Origin of the sequence: Burkholderia territorii (assembly GCF_001718335.1) — a bacterium.
In the GTDB taxonomy this organism is placed as follows: Bacteria; Pseudomonadota; Gammaproteobacteria; order Burkholderiales; family Burkholderiaceae; genus Burkholderia; species Burkholderia territorii.
The window spans coordinates 1,859,305-1,875,938 of record NZ_CP013366.1; the positions used below are offsets into that span (position 1 = coordinate 1,859,305).

A 16,634-nucleotide genomic window follows, 5' to 3' on the forward strand; every position below is an offset into this window, starting at 1 on the left:
TTCGTCCTCTTCATCACCCACTTTCAGCCGTGCTCTCGTTCCTGCTGAAGCTGCGCACCCGCGCCCAGACGCTGTTCCGCCTGTCGGACGCCCACACGATGCTGATCTGGTCGGCCATCGTCGGCGTCGGCGGCGCCTTCGCCACCATGGGCTTTCGCGAAGGCATCGACCTGATGCAGCGCCTGATCTCCGGGCACAGCGGCAGCTTCGTGCAGATGGCGAGAAGCCTGCCTTGGTACGTGCGGTTCTGGATGCCGGCCGCCGGCGGCTTCCTGGCCGGCTGCGTGCTGCTGCTTGCGACGCGCGGCGTCCGGAAATCCGGCAACACCGATTACATGGAAGCCGTCGCGCTCGGCGACGGCGTCGTGCCGGTACGGCAGAGCCTGTGGCGCAGCGTATCGTCGCTGCTGACGATCGGCAGCGGCGGTTCGATCGGCCGCGAAGGCCCGATGGTGCAGCTTGCCGCGCTCGCCGCGTCGCTGGTCGGCCGCTTCGTGCACTTCGACCCGCCGCGCCTGCGCCTGCTCGTCGCGTGCGGTGCGGCGGCCGGCATTACGTCCGCGTACAACGCGCCGATCGCCGGCGCGTTTTTCGTCTCCGAGATCGTGCTCGGCACGATCGCGATGGAGAGCTTCGGGCCGATGGTCGTCGCCTCCGTCGTCGCGAACATCGTGATGCGAGAGTTCGCCGGCTACCGGCCGCCGTACGAGATGCCGGTGTTCCCCGCCGTGACGGGCCCGGAGGTGCTGCTGTTCGTCGTGCTCGGCGCGCTGTGCGGCGTGCTCGCGCCGCAGTTCCTGCACCTGCTCGATGCGTCGAAGAACCAGTTCAAGCGCCTGCCCGTGCCGCTGCCGGTGCGGCTCGCGCTCGGCGGGCTCGTAGTGGGCGTGATCTCGGTGTGGATTCCTGACGTATGGGGCAACGGCTACAGCGTGGTGAACCACATCCTGCATTCGCCGTGGACCTGGCAGGCGCTCGTCGCGGTGCTGGTGTTCAAGGTAATCGCGACCGCCGCGACGGCCGGCTCGGGCGCGGTCGGTGGCGTGTTCACGCCGACGCTGTTCGTCGGCGCCGTGTTCGGCTCGCTGTTCGGGCTCGCGATGAACGCGCTCTGGCCCGGCCACACGTCCGCGTATTTCGCCTATGCGATGGTCGGCATGGGTGCGTTCATGGCCGGCGCCACGCAGGCGCCGCTGATGGCGATCCTGATGATCTTCGAGATGACGCTCAGTTATCAGGTCGTGCTGCCGCTGCTGGTGTCGTGCGTGTTCGCGTATTTCGTCGCGCGCGCGACCGGCACGACGTCGATGTACGAGATCACGCTGCGCCACCACCAGGATGCGCAGGAACGGCTGCGGCTGCGCACCACCCAGATGCGCGAGCTGATCCAGCCCGCGCAGACGGTCGTGCCGCTCACCGCGAGCGTCGCCGACATGACGCGTGTGTTTCTAGAGTATCCGGTGAAGTATCTGTACGTGACCGACGACGCCGGGCGCTTCCGCGGCGCGGTCGCGTTGAAGGACATCACGTCCGACCTGCTCGAGAAGCGCGACACGACCGACAAGACGGCGGCGCACTACGCGCACACGCCGTTTCCGCTGCTCACGCCCGACATGCCGCTCGCGACCGCACTCGAACGCTTCATGGCATTCCAGGGCGAACGGCTGCCGGTGATCGAAAGCGAGGCCGAGCCGACGCTCGCGGGCGTCGTGTACAAAACGTCGCTGCTCGACGCATACCGGCGGATGACCGGCGAGCGCTGACCGATGCGGCGTGCGGCACGCGATACGGCGTCGCCGCAGCGTCGCTCGCGGCGCCACCCGGCGCCGAGCGCCACCGGCTCGTTCAGTCCGGCGCGCGCCCGAGCACGACCCGTGCGAAGAACCCCGCGAGCACCGCTTCGGCGACGTCGGCCGACACGTGCTGCGGATCGGCCGTGTAGTACGACTGCACGCCGTCGCACAGGCACATCAGCCCGAACGCAAGCGTGTCGGCCGGCAGCAGCAGCGGCGTGCCCGCGCGCTCGGCGAAACGCTGGATGAATTCGGCCATCTGCAACCGCTTGCCGTGCAGGAACTGGTTGAAACGCACGCGAAACTTCGCGTCGCGCGCCGCCTGCAGCTTCGCCTCGCCCCACAGCAGCGAATATTCGTCGTCGCGAAACAGCGTCCGGTAGTACGCGAGCGCCATCGACTCCATCTGTTCGCGCGGCCCGCCTTCCTCGAAGATCGCCTCGAAATCGGCACGCACCGAATCATGATCGCGCTCGAGCAGCTCGAGCAGCAGTTCGGACTTGCTGCGGAAATTCGAGTAGAACGCGCCGCGCGTGTAGCCGGCCGCCGCCGCGATGTCCTCGACGCTCGCGGCGACATAGCCTTTCTTCATAAAAATGCGGTGCGCGGCAGTCAGCAGACGTTCGCGCGTCTGGTCCCTGCTCTGCTCGCGAGTTAAGCGCTGTGGTTTCATGGCGCGCAGTCTAGCACCAACTCCCTTTCGAATTCATCTTTGCATTCGGATACAGGTGTGTATTAGAATCCGCCACAGTTTCCGAACGACGGTCCCGTTCGGCTGTATTCGTGTGCGCCGGGCCGGCGCCACTCGGGGCAAGCGCCCGCCGCGCTTGCCGGCTTCGTTCCGCTCTCACCTCATCTTGGGGGTTTCGTGAATCGCTCCGGTTCCCGCGCCGTGCTGCTGGTCGGCACCGCGCTCGTCCTCTCCGCCTGTCACCCGAAGGAAGCCGCGCCGCCCGCACCGCGCCCGGTCGTCGCGCTGCCCGCGCACGCCGACGGCGCGCCGGCCGTCGCCACGCTGCCCGGCGAGATCCAGCCGCGCTATGCGACACCGCTGTCGTTCCGCATCGCGGGCAAGATCGTCGAGCGCAAGGTGCGGCTCGGCGACACGGTCAAGGCCGGCCAGATCGTCGCGCTGCTCGATCCGTCCGACGTCGAGAAGAACGTCGCGAGCGCGCAGGCGCAACTCGATGCGGCGTCGCACAGCCTGGCGTTCGCGAAGCAGCAACTCGACCGCGATCGCGCGCAGGCGCGCGAGAACCTGATCGCGACCGCGCAGCTCGAACAGACCGAGAACAGCTACACGTCCGCGCTCGCGCAGCGCGACCAGGCGCAGCAGCAGCTCGCGCTCGCGAAGAACCAGCTCCGCTATGCGACGCTCGTCGCCGATCACGCGGGCACCATCACCGCCGAACAGGCCGACACCGGCCAGAACGTCTCGGCCGGTCAGGCCGTCTACCAGCTCGCGTGGTCGGGCGACGTCGATGTCGTCAGCGACGTGCCCGAGGCCGCGCTCGCATCGCTCGCGCCCGGTCATGCGGCACGCGTCACGCTGCCGTCGCTGCCGGGCCGCCAGTTCGATGCGAAGGTCCGCGAAATCGCGCCGGCCGCCGATCCGCAAAGCCGCACCTGGCGCGTGAAGCTCACGCTCGCCGCGCCCGATCCGGCCGTGCGCCTCGGGATGACCGCGAACGTCGCGTTCGACGGTGCGCCGATCGACGGCAACGCGCCGAGCGTCACGCTGCCCGCGACCGCGCTGTTCCACGACGGCCCGCATCCGGCCGTGTGGGTCGTGCGCGCGAAAGACGACACGCTCGAGCTGCGCCGCGTCGACGTCGCGCGCTTCAACGAACGCACCGTCACCGTGTCGCGCGGGTTGCAGCCTGGCGAGCGCGTCGTGCTGCAAGGCGTGCACACGGTGAGCGCCGGCGAGAAGGTGCGGCCGATCGCACCGCTGCACCCGGAGGACTTCGCGTCATGAGCGGCCCCCGCGAAGAAGGCCGGTTCAACCTGTCGGCATGGGCGCTGCGCCACCAGGCGCTGGTCGTCTACCTGATCGCGCTCGCGACGCTCGCGGGCATCCTCGCGTACACGCGGCTCGCGCAATCCGAAGACCCGCCGTTCACGTTCCGCGTGATGGTGATCCGCACGTTCTGGCCCGGCGCGAGTGCGCGGCAGGTGCAGGAGCAGGTGACCGACCGGATCGGCCGCAAGCTGCAGGAAACGCCGGCCATCGACTTCCTGCGCAGCTATTCGCGGCCCGGCGAATCGCTGATCTTCTTCACGATGAAGGATTCGGCGCCCGTGAAGGACGTGCCCGAGACGTGGTACCAGATCCGCAAGAAGGTCGGCGACATCGGCTACACGCTGCCGCCCGGCGTGCAGGGCCCGTTCTTCAACGACGAGTTCGGCGACGTCTACACCAACATCTGGACGCTCGAAGGCGACGGCTTCTCGCCCGCGCAACTGCACGACTACGCGGACCAGCTGCGTACCGTGCTGCTGCGCGTGCCGGGCGTCGGGAAAGTCGACTACTTCGGCGACCCGGACCAGCGGATCTTCATCGAGGCCGACAACACGAAGCTCACGCGCCTGGGCATCTCGCCGCAGCAGCTCGCGCAGGCGATCAACGCGCAGAACGACATCTCGTCGGCCGGCGTGCTCACGACCGCCGACGACCGCGTGTTCGTGCGGCCGAGCGGCCAGTTCGACAACGTCGCCGCGATCGCCGACACGCTGATCCGCATCAACGGCCGCACGTTCCGGCTCGGCGATCTCGCGACCGTGACGCGCGGCTACGACGATCCGCCCGTCACGCAGATGCGCGCGAACGGCCACGCCGTGCTCGGCATCGGCGTGACGATGCAGCCGGGCGGCGACGTGATCCGGCTCGGCAAGGCGCTCGATGCCGAATCGAAGAACCTGCAGGCGCAACTGCCGGCCGGCCTGAAGCTGACGCTGGTGTCGAGCATGCCGCACGCGGTGTCGCATTCGGTCGACGACTTCCTCGAAGCGGTGGCCGAAGCGGTCGCGATCGTGCTGGTCGTGAGCCTCGTGTCGCTCGGCCTGCGCACCGGGATGGTCGTCGTGATCTCGATTCCGGTCGTGCTGGCCGTCACGGCCCTGTTCATGTACCTGTTCGACATCGGCCTGCACAAGGTATCGCTCGGCACGCTGGTGCTCGCGCTCGGGCTGCTCGTCGACGACGCGATCATCGCGGTCGAAATGATGGCCGTGAAACTCGAACAGGGCTACAGCCGCGCGCGTGCCGCCGCGTTCGCGTACACGAGCACCGCGTTCCCGATGCTGACGGGCACGCTCGTCACGGTGTCGGGCTTCCTGCCGATCGCGCTCGCGAAGTCGAGCACCGGCGAGTACACGCGCTCGATCTTCGAGGTGTCGGCGATCGCGCTGATCGCGTCGTGGTTCGCGGCCGTCGTGCTGATTCCGCTGCTCGGCTATCACCTGCTGCCCGAACGCAAGAAGCACGCGCACGAAGCCCACCTGCCGGACGATCACGAGCACGACATCTACGACACGCGCTTCTACGCGCGCCTGCGCGGCTGGATCGACTGGTGCATCGAGCGCCGCTTCGTCGTGCTGCTGATCACCGGCGCGCTTTTCGTCGTCGCGCTGATGGGCTTCTCGCTCGTGCCGCAGCAGTTCTTCCCGAGCTCCGACCGCCCCGAGTTGCTGGTCGACCTGCGGCTGCCCGAAGGTGCGTCGTTCGCGGCGACGCTGCGCGAGACCGAACGCCTCGAAAAAGTGCTCGACAAGCGGCCCGAGATCGACCATTCGGTGAATTTCGTCGGCAGCGGCGCGCCGCGCTTCTACCTGCCGCTCGACCAGCAGCTGCAATTGCCCAATTTCGCGCAGTTCGTCGTCACCGCAAAATCCGTCGAGGATCGCGAGAAGCTCGCGACCTGGCTCGAGACCACGCTGCGCGACCGCTTCCCGGCGGTGCGCTGGCGCCTGTCGCGGCTCGAGAACGGGCCGCCCGTCGGCTACCCGGTGCAGTTCCGCGTGAGCGGCGACGACATCGCGACGGTCCGCGCGATCGCCGAGAAGGTCGCGGCAACGATGCGCGGCGATGCACGCACGGTGAACGTGCAATTCGACTGGGACGAGCCGGCCGAGCGCTCGGTGCGCTTCGAGCTCGATCAGAAGAAGGCGCGCGAGCTGAACGTCACGTCGCAGGACGTGTCGAGCTTCCTCGCGATGACGCTGTCGGGCACGACCGTCACGCAGTATCGCGAACGCGACAAGCTGATCGCGGTCGACCTGCGTGCGCCGCGCGCCGATCGCGTCGATCCCGCGAAGCTCGCGGGCCAGGCGATGCCGACGCCGAACGGCGCCGTGCCGCTCGGCTCGCTCGGCCGCTTCACGCCGACGCTCGAATACGGCGTGGTGTGGGAGCGCGATCGCCAGCCGACCATCACCGTGCAGTCCGACGTACGCGCCGGCGCGCAGGGCATCGACGTCACGCATGCGATCGACGGCAAGCTGAATGCGCTGCGCGCGCAATTGCCGGTCGGCTACCAGATCAACATCGGCGGGTCGGTCGAGGAAAGCGCGAAGGCGCAGACGTCGATCAACGCGCAGATGCCGCTGATGGCGATCGCCGTGTTCACGTTGCTGATGATCCAGCTGCAAAGCTTCTCGCGCGTGCTGATGGTCGTGCTGACCGCGCCGCTCGGGCTGATCGGCGTGGTCGGCACGCTGCTGCTGTTCGGGCAGCCGTTCGGCTTCGTCGCGATGCTCGGCGTGATCGCGATGTTCGGGATCATCATGCGCAACTCGGTGATTCTCGTCGACCAGATCGAGCAGGACATCGCGGCCGGCCACGGCCGTTTCGACGCGATCGTCGGCGCGACCGTGCGCCGCTTCCGGCCGATCACGCTGACGGCCGCGGCCGCCGTGCTCGCGCTGATCCCGCTGTTGCGCTCGAACTTCTTCGGGCCGATGGCGACCGCGCTGATGGGCGGGATCACGAGCGCGACCGTGCTGACGCTGTTCTACCTGCCCGCGCTGTACGCCGCGTGGTTCCGCGTGAAGCGCGACGAACGCGATCCGCGCGACGGCCCGCCGCACGACGGCACGCCTGCCGCGCCGTCGGGAGCCTGATCATGGATTTGTCGATGAACCTGAAAACGAAGGCCGCGCGCGCGCTCGCGGCCGCAAGCCTCGCCGGCCCGCTCGCCGGCTGCGCATGGTTCGCGCCGAGCGGCGAGCCGCCCGCGATGCCGTCGCCCGCGCATTACGGCGCCGCGCCGCAAGTGCAGCAGACCGTCGCGGCGCAAGGCATCGCGCAGCAGTTCGATGTCGGCGCACAGCCGGTGCCCGACTGGTGGACGCAGTATCGCTCCGATGCGCTGACGGCACTCGTCGACGAAGGGCTGCGCAACAGCCCGACGCTCGGCGCGGCTTCGCACTCGCTGGATGCCGCGCGCGAGCAGTTGCGCGCCCAGATCGGCAGCTCGATGCTGCCGTCGATCGACGCGGGCGCTCAGGCCGCGCGCCAGCGCGCGCTCGGCGTGCCGATTCCCGCGCTCGGCGCGCCGACGCTGCTGTACGACACGTTCGTCGGTCAACTGCAGGCGAGCTATACGATCGACCTGTTCGGTGCGTCGCGCTTCGCGAACCGCGCGCTCGCGAAACGCGTCGACGTCAGCGCGTTCCAGCTCGAATCGGCACGCCGCGCGCTCGCCGCGAACATCGTCACCGCATCGATCACGGTGGCGGTGCTCAACGCGCAGATCGCGACGACCGAGCGGCTCGTCGCGCTCGCGAACGACCAGGCGCACGACGCGCAACGCCGCCATGCGCTCGGCTCGGCATCGCGCAGCGACGCGCTGAGCGCACGGCAAAGCGCGGACACCTTCGCCGCGAGCCTGCCCGCGCTGCGCCAGCAGCGCGATTCCGCGCGCCACGCGCTGGCCGTGCTGGTCGGCCGCACGCCCGACCAACCGCCCGCCGATCTCGCGCTCGCCGACCTGCACCTGCCCGCGCAGGTGCCCGTGGTCGTGCCGTCGGACCTGCTGCAAAGCCGCCCCGACATCCAGGCCGCCGACGCAGGGCTGAAGGCGGCTGCTGCCGAAGTCGGCGTCGCGACCGCGCAGCTGTTCCCGCAGCTGTCGCTGTCGGCGGCCATGGGCAAAGGCGGCTTCAGCTGGCCGACGATGCTGTCGGGCGCCGGCGCGATCTGGAATGTCGGCGCGTCGCTGAGCCAGCCGCTGTTCCACGGCGGCGCGCTGCTCGCGCAGCGCCGTGCGGCGAAGGCGAGCTACGAAGCCGCGGTCGACCAGTACAAGCAGACCGTGCTGGGCGCGTTCCAGAACGTCGCCGATTCGCTCGCCGCGCTCGAGCACGACGCCGAGGCGCTCGATGCGTCGTCGCGTGCCGCGCTGTCCGCGCGCGGCGCGTACGACGACGCCGCCGCGCGCGTGCGGCTCGGCGCGTTGCCGCCATCGGCCGCGCGCGCGAGCGAGCTGCAGTACCGCAACGCGCGGCTCGACGAGATTCGCGCGACCGGCGCGCGGCTGGCGGATACCGCACGGCTTTATCAGGCGATGGGCACGCCGCCGCCGGCGCCGGCCGGCAACGCTGCGACGCCCGCGAATGCCGACACGGCGGCCCACACCGGCAGCGCGGAGCAACGCGCCGCCATGCAGGCACGCGCGGCCACGTCCGACGCGCCGCCGTCATCGCAATGACTCGCCCGGACACCGGGCGCACGGCGCGCGGAATCGCCCCGCGCGCCGATCCGCAATCTTCCGCTTGACCCTCACGTAGCGTAACGTTCGAGACTCCAGTGTGCGCACCGAACGGAGGACATCATGCGGCTGAAAGTGGGAGAACTGGCGAAACGCAGCGGCCTGACCGTCCGCACGCTTCATCACTATCACGCGATCGGCCTCCTGACGCCTTCGGCGCGTGCCGACAACGGCTACCGGCTGTACGACCGCGACGACGTCGCCCGGCTCCACCAGATCCAGGCCCTGCGTCGCTTCGGACTGTCGCTCGCCGAAATCGGCGACTACCTGAACCAGCCCGGCACCCCGCTCGTCGAGCTCGTCGCGAAGCAGATCGCGTCGCTCGACCACCAGCTCGCGCAGGCCGCGCAGCTGCGCGAGCGGCTCGTGCACCTGCACGCGCAACTCGCCGCGGGCACCGAGCCGGAGCTGGCCGATTGGCTCACCACACTGGAGTTGATGACCGTGTACGACAAATATTTTTCCGAGGAAGAACTCGCGCGCCTGCCGATGTACCGCAAGAGCCAGACGGGCGACGCAGAATGGATCGCGCTCGTCGCCGACGTGCGTGCGCTGCACGACGCGGGCGTGCCGCCCGAGGACGAGCGCGCGCGTGCGCTTGCCGGCCGCTGGATGGCGCTGCTGGTGCGCGACACGAACAACGATCCGCGGATGCTCGCGAAGCTGAACCTGATGCACGAGCGCGAGCCGGCGATGCAGTCGAAGCTCGGCATCTCGACCGCGCTGCGCGACTATGTGCTGCGCGCGTCCGCCGAAACGAAGATGCGGATCTTCGAGAAGTATCTGGCGCCGGACGAGATCCGCTTCATGCGGGCACACTACGGCGAACGCGCGATGGAATGGCCGCAACTGATGGCCGACGTGCGCGACGCGATCGATGCGGGCGCGACGCCCGATTCACCGGAAGGCCGCGCGCTCGCGCAACGCTGGCTCGACCTGTTTCGCAGCTATGCGGGCAACGATCCGGCCACGCACGCGAAATTCCGGCATGCGATGATGACCGAGCCGGCGTTGACCAAGGATTCGTGGGTCGACGACACGCTGATCGGTTTCATCCGCGAGGCGATGGCGCAGTCGGCGCCGGCGCGTTGATGTCGTAGCCGCCGCGGGCAGCGCATGGCGGTTTCACGCGCTGCCCGCGCGGGCCGGAGCGGCCCGCGCTCACCGGTCACGTACCCCGAGCCCGAGCGCCTTCATCCGCCGGTACAGCGTGCGCTCGCTCATTCCGACATGCTCGGCCAACGCCTTGCGCGTGCCGGCGAACGTGCTCGCGATCCGCACGAGCTCCGCGTCCGATAGGCCGCGCGCCGCAGCCGCGCGCGGCTGCGGCGCAGCCGACGCCGCGACCAGCTCGGCCGGCAGATGCTCGACGCGGATCGTCCCGTCGTCCGCGAACAGGCACGCACGTTCGAGCACGTTGCGCAGCTCGCGGATATTGCCCGGCCATGCATACGCGTCGAGGCACGCACGCGCCTGCTCGGTCAGCACGAATGGCCGGGCCGCGAATGGCCGGGCCGCGAATGGCCGGGCCGCGAACGGCCGGGCGCCCGCATCACCCGCGCCGGCACGCGCGTTCGCGATGCGCCGCAGAATCGATTCGGCCAGCAGCGCGACGTCTCCGCGCCGCTCGCGCAGCGGCGGCAGCGGAATCGGAAACGCGTTGATCCGGTAGTACAGATCCTGCCGGAACCGGCCGTCGTCGATCATCTCGCGCAGCGGCTTGTGCGTCGCCGCGACGAGCCGGAAATCCGCGCGCAGCGCCTCGACGCCGCCGACGCGCCGGAACGTCCCCGACTCGATCAGCCGCAGCAGCTTCACCTGCATCGGCAGCGGTACGTCGCCGATCTCGTCGAGAAACAGCGTGCCGCCCTGCGCGGTCTCGACGAGGCCCGGCTTGCGCTGGTTCGCGCCGGTAAACGCGCCCTTCTCGTAGCCGAACAGTTCGCTCTCGAACAGCGTCTCGGCAATGCCCGAGCAGTCGACGACCACGAACGGCCCCAGCGCACGCTCGCTCGCCTCGTGCAGCGCCCGCGCGAACAGTTCCTTGCCGGTACCCGATTCGCCGAGCAGCAGCACGGGCAGCATCGACGGCGCAACACGCTGCAGCGCGCCGAGTGCCGCGTTGAACGCTTCGGCGCCGCCGACGAGCCCTTCCGCGCTCGGCTGCGCGGACGCGCTGCGCACGGTCGTCAGCCGCTCGACGTATGCGATCACGTCGCCGCGCGCATCGAAGATGGGCCGCAACTCCACGTCGACGTGCTCGGGGCCGCGCGGCGTATGGTGAATGTGCAGCACGCGGTTCAGGCTGCGTGACTCGAGCGCCTGCTTCATCGGGCAATGCTCGCCCGCCTGATCGCACGGCACGTCGTAGTGATGCGAGACCTGGAAGCAGCGCCGGCCGACATGCTCGACGCCCGCCACGCCGAACTGGCGCCGGTACGCATCGTTCGCCGCGAGGATGCGGTAGTCGGGATCGACGACGATCATCGGCTGCGGGTCATGCTCCAGATACGCGACGAGCGCGCGCACGTCGGGCATCACGTCGCGCGGCGGCGCGGGGACGATCGGAATGGTGGCATGCGGATTCATGAGGAGGCTCGGGAGCGGATGGGCAGCCGGACTGCCAGAATGACTGCCAATTCTGCCACATCACTGCCAGATGTGGCAGTCGACATCGGCGACGCGCTGCCTGCGATGTGCGCCGCATCCGCAGCACGCGCCTGAAATCCGAACCGAATCAAACACCTGCGAGATCGCCCGGCATCGCGTCGCCGCTTGGCATGCTTCTTGATCATGGAATTCCCGATTGCAGATGCAGAACCCGATCGAGGACCTCCCGTGAGCCCAACCCCCAAGTTGTCGGTCGAAGGCTTTTTCGACCCGGCCACCCACACCGTCAGCTATCTGCTGCTCGATACCGCGAGCCGCGCGTGCGCGTTGATCGACAGCGTGCTCGACTACGACCCGAAATCGGGCCGCACGCGCACCGCCAGCGCCGACCGGCTGATCGCGCGCGTCGCCGAGCTCGGCGCGACCGTGCACTGGCTGCTGGAGACGCACGTGCACGCCGACCACCTGTCGGCCGCGCCGTATCTGAAGGCGCATGTCGGCGGGCAGATCGCGATCGGCTCGCACGTGCGCCGCGTGCAGCATGTGTTCGGCACGCTGTTCAACGCGGGCCCGGGCTTCGCGCAGGACGGCAGCCAGTTCGACCGCCTGCTCGACGACGGCGACACGCTGGCGCTCGGCGCGCTGACGATCCGCGCGCTGCACACGCCGGGCCACACGCCCGCGTGCCTGACCTATTGCGTCGACGACGCGACGCAGCGCGCGGCATTCGTCGGCGACACGCTGTTCATGCCCGACTACGGCACCGCCCGCTGCGACTTCCCGGGCGGCGACGCGCGCACGTTGTACCGCTCGATCGCACGCGTGCTCGCCCTGCCGCCCGACACGCGGCTCTACCTGTGCCACGACTACCAGCCGGGCGGCCGCGACGTGCAGTTCGTGACGACGGTGGCCGAGCAACGTCGCGCGAACGTGCACGTGAAGGACGGCGTGACCGAGGACGACTTCGTCGCCATGCGCACCGCGCGCGATGCGACGCTCGACATGCCGGTGCTGATGCTGCCGTCCGTGCAGGTGAACATGCGTGCCGGGCACCTGCCCGAGCCCGAAAACAATGGCGTGCGTTACTTGAAGATCCCGCTCGACGCGATCTGACGCGCCACCCCGACCGGAGACCCCGACATGACCATCCGCCCGCTGACCGACCTGCTGTCGGTCTCGCCCCAGATCGCCGCGACCGACCTGCCCGCGCTTCACGCGGCCGGCATCCGCACGATCGTCTGCAATCGTCCGGACGGCGAAGGTGCCGACCAGCCGAACGTCGCCGAGATCCGCGCCGCCGCCGCACCGCTCGGCATCGCCGTCCATTACCTGCCCGTCGATACCGGCAAGGTCACCGACGAGCAGGCCCTGCAATTCGACGCGCTCGTCGCGTCGCTCGCCGGCCCGGTGCTCGCATACTGCCGCAGCGGCACGCGTTCGGCGACGCTGTGGGCGCTGTCGCAGGCCGGCAGGCGTCCGGTCGGCGACATCGTCGCGATCGCCGCCGCGGCCGGCTACGACCTCGGCGCGCTCGCGCCGCGTCTGACACGCGGTTCGACGCAAGATGTCGCGCATGACGGGGGCCAGGCCGCGCCCGCCGTCGACGCACGGCACGACATCGTGATCGTCGGCGCCGGCGCGGCCGGCGTCGCGGTCGCGTCGAGCCTGCTGGCGCGCGACGCATCGCTCGATATCGCGGTGATCGACCCGGCCGATACGCACTATTACCAGCCCGGCTGGACGATGGTCGGCGCGGGCGTGTTCCGGCCCGACACGACGGCGCGCCGGATCGCCGACCTGCTGCCGCGTGGCGTGAAATGGATCCAGGCCGCCGTCGCCGGTTTCGAGCCCGACGCGCATGCGGTCGTCCTCGACGGCTGCCGGCGCATCGGCTACCGCAAGCTGGTCGTGTGCCCGGGGCTGAAGCTCGACTGGCACGCGATCGACGGTCTCGCGCAAACGCTTGGCCGCAACGGCGTCACGTCGAACTATCGCTACGATCTCGCCCCGTACACGTGGGAACTGGTGCAGGCGTTCCGCGGCGGCAACGCGCTGTTCACGCAGCCGCCGATGCCGATCAAGTGCGCGGGCGCGCCGCAGAAGGCGATGTACCTGTCGTGCGATCACTGGCGGCGCACGGGCCGTCTCGGTGCCGCGAACGTCGAGTTCCTGAATGCGGGCGCCGCGTTGTTCGGGGTCGCCGACTACGTGCCCGCGCTGATGGAATACGTGAAAAGCTACGACATCGCGCTGTCGTTCGGCCACAACCTCGTCGCGATCGACGGGCCCGCGCGGCGTGCGACGTTCCGGCGCGCGTTGCCCGACGGCGGCACGGAAACCGTCGAGCGAACCTTCGACATGATTCACGTCGTGCCGCCGCAGAAGGCGCCCGATTTCGTGCGCGCGAGCCCGCTCGCCGATGCAGCCGGCTGGATCGACGTCGATCCGGCGACGCTGCGGCACAAGCAGTTCGCGGACATCTTCGCGCTCGGCGACGTCACCAACACGACCAACGCGAAGACCGCCGCGGCCGCGCGCAAGCAGGCGCCGGTCGTCGCGCACAATGTGCTCGCGTCGCTCGGCCGCGTGCGCGGCGACGCTACGTATGACGGCTACGGGTCGTGCCCGCTCACCGTCGAGCGCGGCAAGATCGTGCTCGCCGAATTCCTGTACGGCGGCAAGGTCGCGCCGACCTTCCCCGCGTGGCTGATCGACGGCAGGCGTCCGTCCCGGCTCGCGTGGCTGCTCAAGGAGCGCCTGCTGCCGCCGCTCTACTGGAAGGCGATGCTCAAAGGCCGCGAATGGCTCGCGAAGCCCGCGATCGCCCGGTGACCGGAGCTCGATGACACCATGCTGATTTCCCTCGTACTCGGCAGCCTCGTCGGCGCCGTGCTCGGCCTCACCGGCGCGGGCGGCGGCATTCTCGCGGTGCCCGCGCTCGTCGTCGGGATGGGCTGGCCGATGCAGCAGGCCACGCCCGTCGCGCTCGTCGCGGTCGCGGGCAGCGCCGCACTCGGCGCGCTGGAAGGGTTTCGCCGCGGGCTCGTGCGCTATCGGGCGGCGCTGCTGATGGCCGTGGCCGGCGTGCCGCTCACGACGCTCGGCGTGAAACTCGCGCACGTGCTGCCGCAACGCGTGCTGCTGGCGCTGTTCGCGCTGACGATGCTGGTCGTCGCGGGCCGCCTGCTGCGGCAGGCACTGCGCCGCGCGCCCGGCGACGCGGACGAGTCGCGGTTGTGCGTCGGCCGCGTGAATCCCGATACCGGCCGGCTCGTGTGGTCCTGGCCGGTCGGGCTCGCGCTCGCGTCGACCGGCGCGGTGACGGGGTTGATGACGGGCTTGCTCGGTGTCGGCGGCGGCTTCGTGATCGTGCCGATGCTGCGCAAGTTCACGAACGTGTCGATGCACGGCGTGGTCGCGACGTCGCTGATGGTGATCGCGCTGGTCGGCACCGGCGGCGTGCTCGCGACGCTCGTGTCGGGCACGCGCGCGCCGCTCGACATGATGCTGTGGTTCACCGTCGCGACCGCCGTCGGGATGGCGATCGGCCGCAACGCGTCGCGGCACCTGTCCGCGCGACAGGTGCAGGCAGGTTTCGCGGCCGTGCTTGTCTGCGTCGCGCTCGGGCTGCTCGCGAAGGCGGCGTTCGGCGCATGAACCTGGGCGCGGCAATCGCCTCCGCGTCCGGCGCCGGAGCCGCCCCCGCCGTCGCAAAACCGCCGCGATCCGCATGCTAGACTCCCCGCGCGCCGCTGCCCGGCGCGTCAACATCAACAAGAACAACGGAGTCCGGTCATGCACATCGGTAAACGAGGAAGCGCGGCCCTTGCCGCACTGCTGTTGACACCGCTCACCGCGCTAGCCGCATCCGCCTATACGGCGACGCTGACGCTCGCCAGTCTCTCCCCGTCGGTCGGCGGAACCGACAAGGCAACGCTCAAGCTCGCCAACACCGGCACGGCGCCCGCTGCCGCCGGGCTCTTCATCGGCATGCCATCCGGTTTCAGCGCGAGCAGCCTCACCAGCACGTGCGGCGGCACGCTCACCGACGACGGCACGTCGCGCATCGCGTTGTCGGGCATGACGGTGCCGGCGGGCGGCACGTGCACGCTCGGCTTCACGCTGGGTGTGCCGCCGGTCTCGGCGTTGCCGCCGGCAGGCGCGCGCAGCTTCACGATCACGGCCGATACGGCCGCAGGGCTCGCGACGCTGACGGCCGCCAGCGCGCCGACGCTGTCCGGCTTCCTCGGCTCGACGCCGGGGCTTTACAGCGACACGTGGTTCCCGTCGACGGTACGCAGCGTCGGCACGCTCGACCTGTTCATCACGCCGGCAACGGACCCGGGCCCGAACTCGAACGTCTTCTGGTCGAACCAGATCGGTTCGCTCAACGGCTACACCGGCCTGCAGTCGACCGAGCTGGTGTCGGCCAGCGAAGGCGTCGGCAAGCAGTTCCTGTTCAGCCTGTGGGGCGCGACCGCCGCCAAACCCGGCACGCCCGCGAGCGCGGGCATCGGCGCGGGCAGCTATTGCACGGTCAGCGGCTCGGCAACCGACGGCAGCGCCGGCGCGCAATGCCGTTATCGCTACGAGTGGCACGCGGGCCACACGTACCGGTTCCGCATCACGCCGGACACGAGCCAGGGCCCCGGCTGGTTCAGGAGCAACGTGACCGACGTGACGAACGGTGCAACCGGCGACAGCTTCGATATAGGCAGCATCTACGTCGGCACCACGCAGACGCAGGTGCCCGTCGGCTGGATCAGCCAGTGGGTCGAATATTTCGACTGGAACTCGAGCCGCACGAGCTGCGCGTCGATCGCGCATACGGACGCGCAGTTCAGCATTCGCGCGTATGACGCGATCGGCAACGCGGTGCCGGTCCCGGTACCCTCGGTCACGGTCAACAAGTCGTGTCCGGCGAGCTATGCAAACGCGTCGCAAGCGAACGGCGTCGCCACGCTCATCGGCGGGCCGCAGCAATCGGCCGCCGGCCTCCTGAAAAGCGGCGGCGCGTGCCTGACGGCGTCGGGCGGCCTGGCCGACGGCAGCGTCGCGACGCTCGGCACGTGCCCGACGCTCGCATCGGTGCGCGCATCCGGCGGCACGCACTTCAATCCGCAACTGTGGGTCGTCGCGGGCGACGGCACGCTGCAGACCAAGTACAGCTACTGCCTCACCGCGCAGGCGCCCGGCTCGGCCAACGGCGCGCTGCTGCGCACCTGCGTGCCCGGTACGGCGAGCCAGCAGTGGCAGGTCAAGGCCGGCACGCTGCCGGGCACCGCGCAACTCGTGTCGCAGGCCACCGGTCGCTGCCTCGCGCCGGCCGGCAGTGCGCTGACGCTGCAGGCATGCTCGGCGGCCACGGCCGTGTGGAGGACGCCCGGCAAGAGCTTCACGTACTGAGCGCCTCGGCGCGGTACACAAGGAAAACGCCCGGGCCGACTCGACATCGGCACCG

General features: G+C 69.8%; 11 protein-coding genes. 9 read left to right on the forward strand and 2 right to left on the reverse strand.

The features are described from left to right. Nucleotides 1-29: 29 nt before the first annotated feature. A complete protein-coding gene (locus WS51_RS19175) occupies nt 30-1,763 on the forward strand; it encodes a ClcB-like voltage-gated chloride channel protein (RefSeq protein WP_208606678.1) in 1,734 nt (577 codons plus the stop codon). Nucleotides 1,764-1,845: 82 nt separating this feature from the next. Here WS51_RS19175 and WS51_RS19180 read toward each other — a convergent pair whose 3' ends face one another. Beyond that, complete coding sequence (locus WS51_RS19180) at nt 1,846-2,466, reverse strand: TetR/AcrR family transcriptional regulator (protein WP_059451402.1); 621 nt, start codon at nt 2,464-2,466, stop codon at nt 1,846-1,848. A 195-nt stretch (nt 2,467-2,661) separates the two neighbouring features. Here WS51_RS19180 and WS51_RS19185 point away from each other — a divergent pair, with 195 nt between their 5' ends. From WS51_RS19185 to WS51_RS19200, 4 genes are all read left to right on the forward strand, one after another. Next, nucleotides 2,662-3,771, forward strand: coding sequence for an efflux RND transporter periplasmic adaptor subunit (locus WS51_RS19185; RefSeq protein ID WP_059502128.1), 1,110 nt, complete (start codon nt 2,662-2,664; stop codon nt 3,769-3,771). Continuing rightward, nucleotides 3,768-6,914 (forward strand): efflux RND transporter permease subunit, encoded by a 3,147-nt coding sequence (locus WS51_RS19190; protein ID WP_069229654.1) that lies wholly within the window; start codon nt 3,768-3,770, stop codon nt 6,912-6,914. Before WS51_RS19185 ends, WS51_RS19190 begins: the two co-directional genes overlap by 4 nt. Before the next feature lie 2 nt (nt 6,915-6,916). Continuing rightward, the gene (locus WS51_RS19195; protein ID WP_069229655.1) at nt 6,917-8,503 is read left to right on the forward strand and encodes an efflux transporter outer membrane subunit; all 1,587 of its coding nucleotides are present in this window, start codon (nt 6,917-6,919) and stop codon (nt 8,501-8,503) included. A gap of 123 nt (nt 8,504-8,626) precedes the next feature. After that, complete coding sequence (locus WS51_RS19200) at nt 8,627-9,655, forward strand: MerR family transcriptional regulator (RefSeq protein WP_059451406.1); 1,029 nt, start codon at nt 8,627-8,629, stop codon at nt 9,653-9,655. A 69-nt stretch (nt 9,656-9,724) separates the two neighbouring features. Here WS51_RS19200 and WS51_RS19205 read toward each other — a convergent pair whose 3' ends face one another. Then, complete coding sequence (locus tag WS51_RS19205) at nt 9,725-11,152, reverse strand: sigma-54 interaction domain-containing protein (protein ID WP_069229656.1); 1,428 nt, start codon at nt 11,150-11,152, stop codon at nt 9,725-9,727. Between the two features lie 249 nt (nt 11,153-11,401). Between WS51_RS19205 and WS51_RS19210 the strand changes: the two genes are divergently transcribed. The 4 genes from WS51_RS19210 to WS51_RS19225 all read left to right on the forward strand — a co-directional run bounded on the left by WS51_RS19210 (nt 11,402) and on the right by WS51_RS19225 (nt 16,579). After that, the gene (locus WS51_RS19210; protein WP_059451408.1) at nt 11,402-12,286 is read left to right on the forward strand and encodes an MBL fold metallo-hydrolase; all 885 of its coding nucleotides are present in this window, start codon (nt 11,402-11,404) and stop codon (nt 12,284-12,286) included. 27 nt (nt 12,287-12,313) lie between these two features. Beyond that, entirely contained in the window at nt 12,314-14,005 is a 1,692-nt protein-coding gene (locus WS51_RS19215) for a bifunctional protein tyrosine phosphatase family protein/NAD(P)/FAD-dependent oxidoreductase (RefSeq protein ID WP_059979224.1), read from the forward strand. Nucleotides 14,006-14,023: 18 nt separating this feature from the next. After that, the gene (locus tag WS51_RS19220; protein WP_069229657.1) at nt 14,024-14,830 is read left to right on the forward strand and encodes a sulfite exporter TauE/SafE family protein; all 807 of its coding nucleotides are present in this window, start codon (nt 14,024-14,026) and stop codon (nt 14,828-14,830) included. A gap of 138 nt (nt 14,831-14,968) precedes the next feature. Next, nucleotides 14,969-16,579 (forward strand): RICIN domain-containing protein, encoded by a 1,611-nt coding sequence (locus WS51_RS19225; RefSeq protein ID WP_069229658.1) that lies wholly within the window; start codon nt 14,969-14,971, stop codon nt 16,577-16,579. Nucleotides 16,580-16,634: the final 55 nt, after the last annotated feature.

What these genes read in the sequence shown, in the direction of transcription:
- WS51_RS19180 (WP_059451402.1), bottom strand. Translation starts at nt 2,466, where the DNA reads ATGAAACCACAGCGCTTAACTCGCGAGCAGAGCAGGGACCAGACGCGC.
- WS51_RS19190 (WP_069229654.1), top strand. Translation starts at nt 3,768, where the DNA reads ATGAGCGGCCCCCGCGAAGAAGGCCGGTTCAACCTGTCGGCATGGGCG.
- WS51_RS19195 (WP_069229655.1), top strand. Translation starts at nt 6,917, where the DNA reads ATGGATTTGTCGATGAACCTGAAAACGAAGGCCGCGCGCGCGCTCGCG.
- WS51_RS19200 (WP_059451406.1), top strand. Translation starts at nt 8,627, where the DNA reads ATGCGGCTGAAAGTGGGAGAACTGGCGAAACGCAGCGGCCTGACCGTC.
- WS51_RS19205 (WP_069229656.1), bottom strand. Translation starts at nt 11,152, where the DNA reads ATGAATCCGCATGCCACCATTCCGATCGTCCCCGCGCCGCCGCGCGAC.
- WS51_RS19215 (WP_059979224.1), top strand. Translation starts at nt 12,314, where the DNA reads ATGACCATCCGCCCGCTGACCGACCTGCTGTCGGTCTCGCCCCAGATC.
- WS51_RS19220 (WP_069229657.1), top strand. Translation starts at nt 14,024, where the DNA reads ATGCTGATTTCCCTCGTACTCGGCAGCCTCGTCGGCGCCGTGCTCGGC.
- WS51_RS19225 (WP_069229658.1), top strand. Translation starts at nt 14,969, where the DNA reads ATGCACATCGGTAAACGAGGAAGCGCGGCCCTTGCCGCACTGCTGTTG.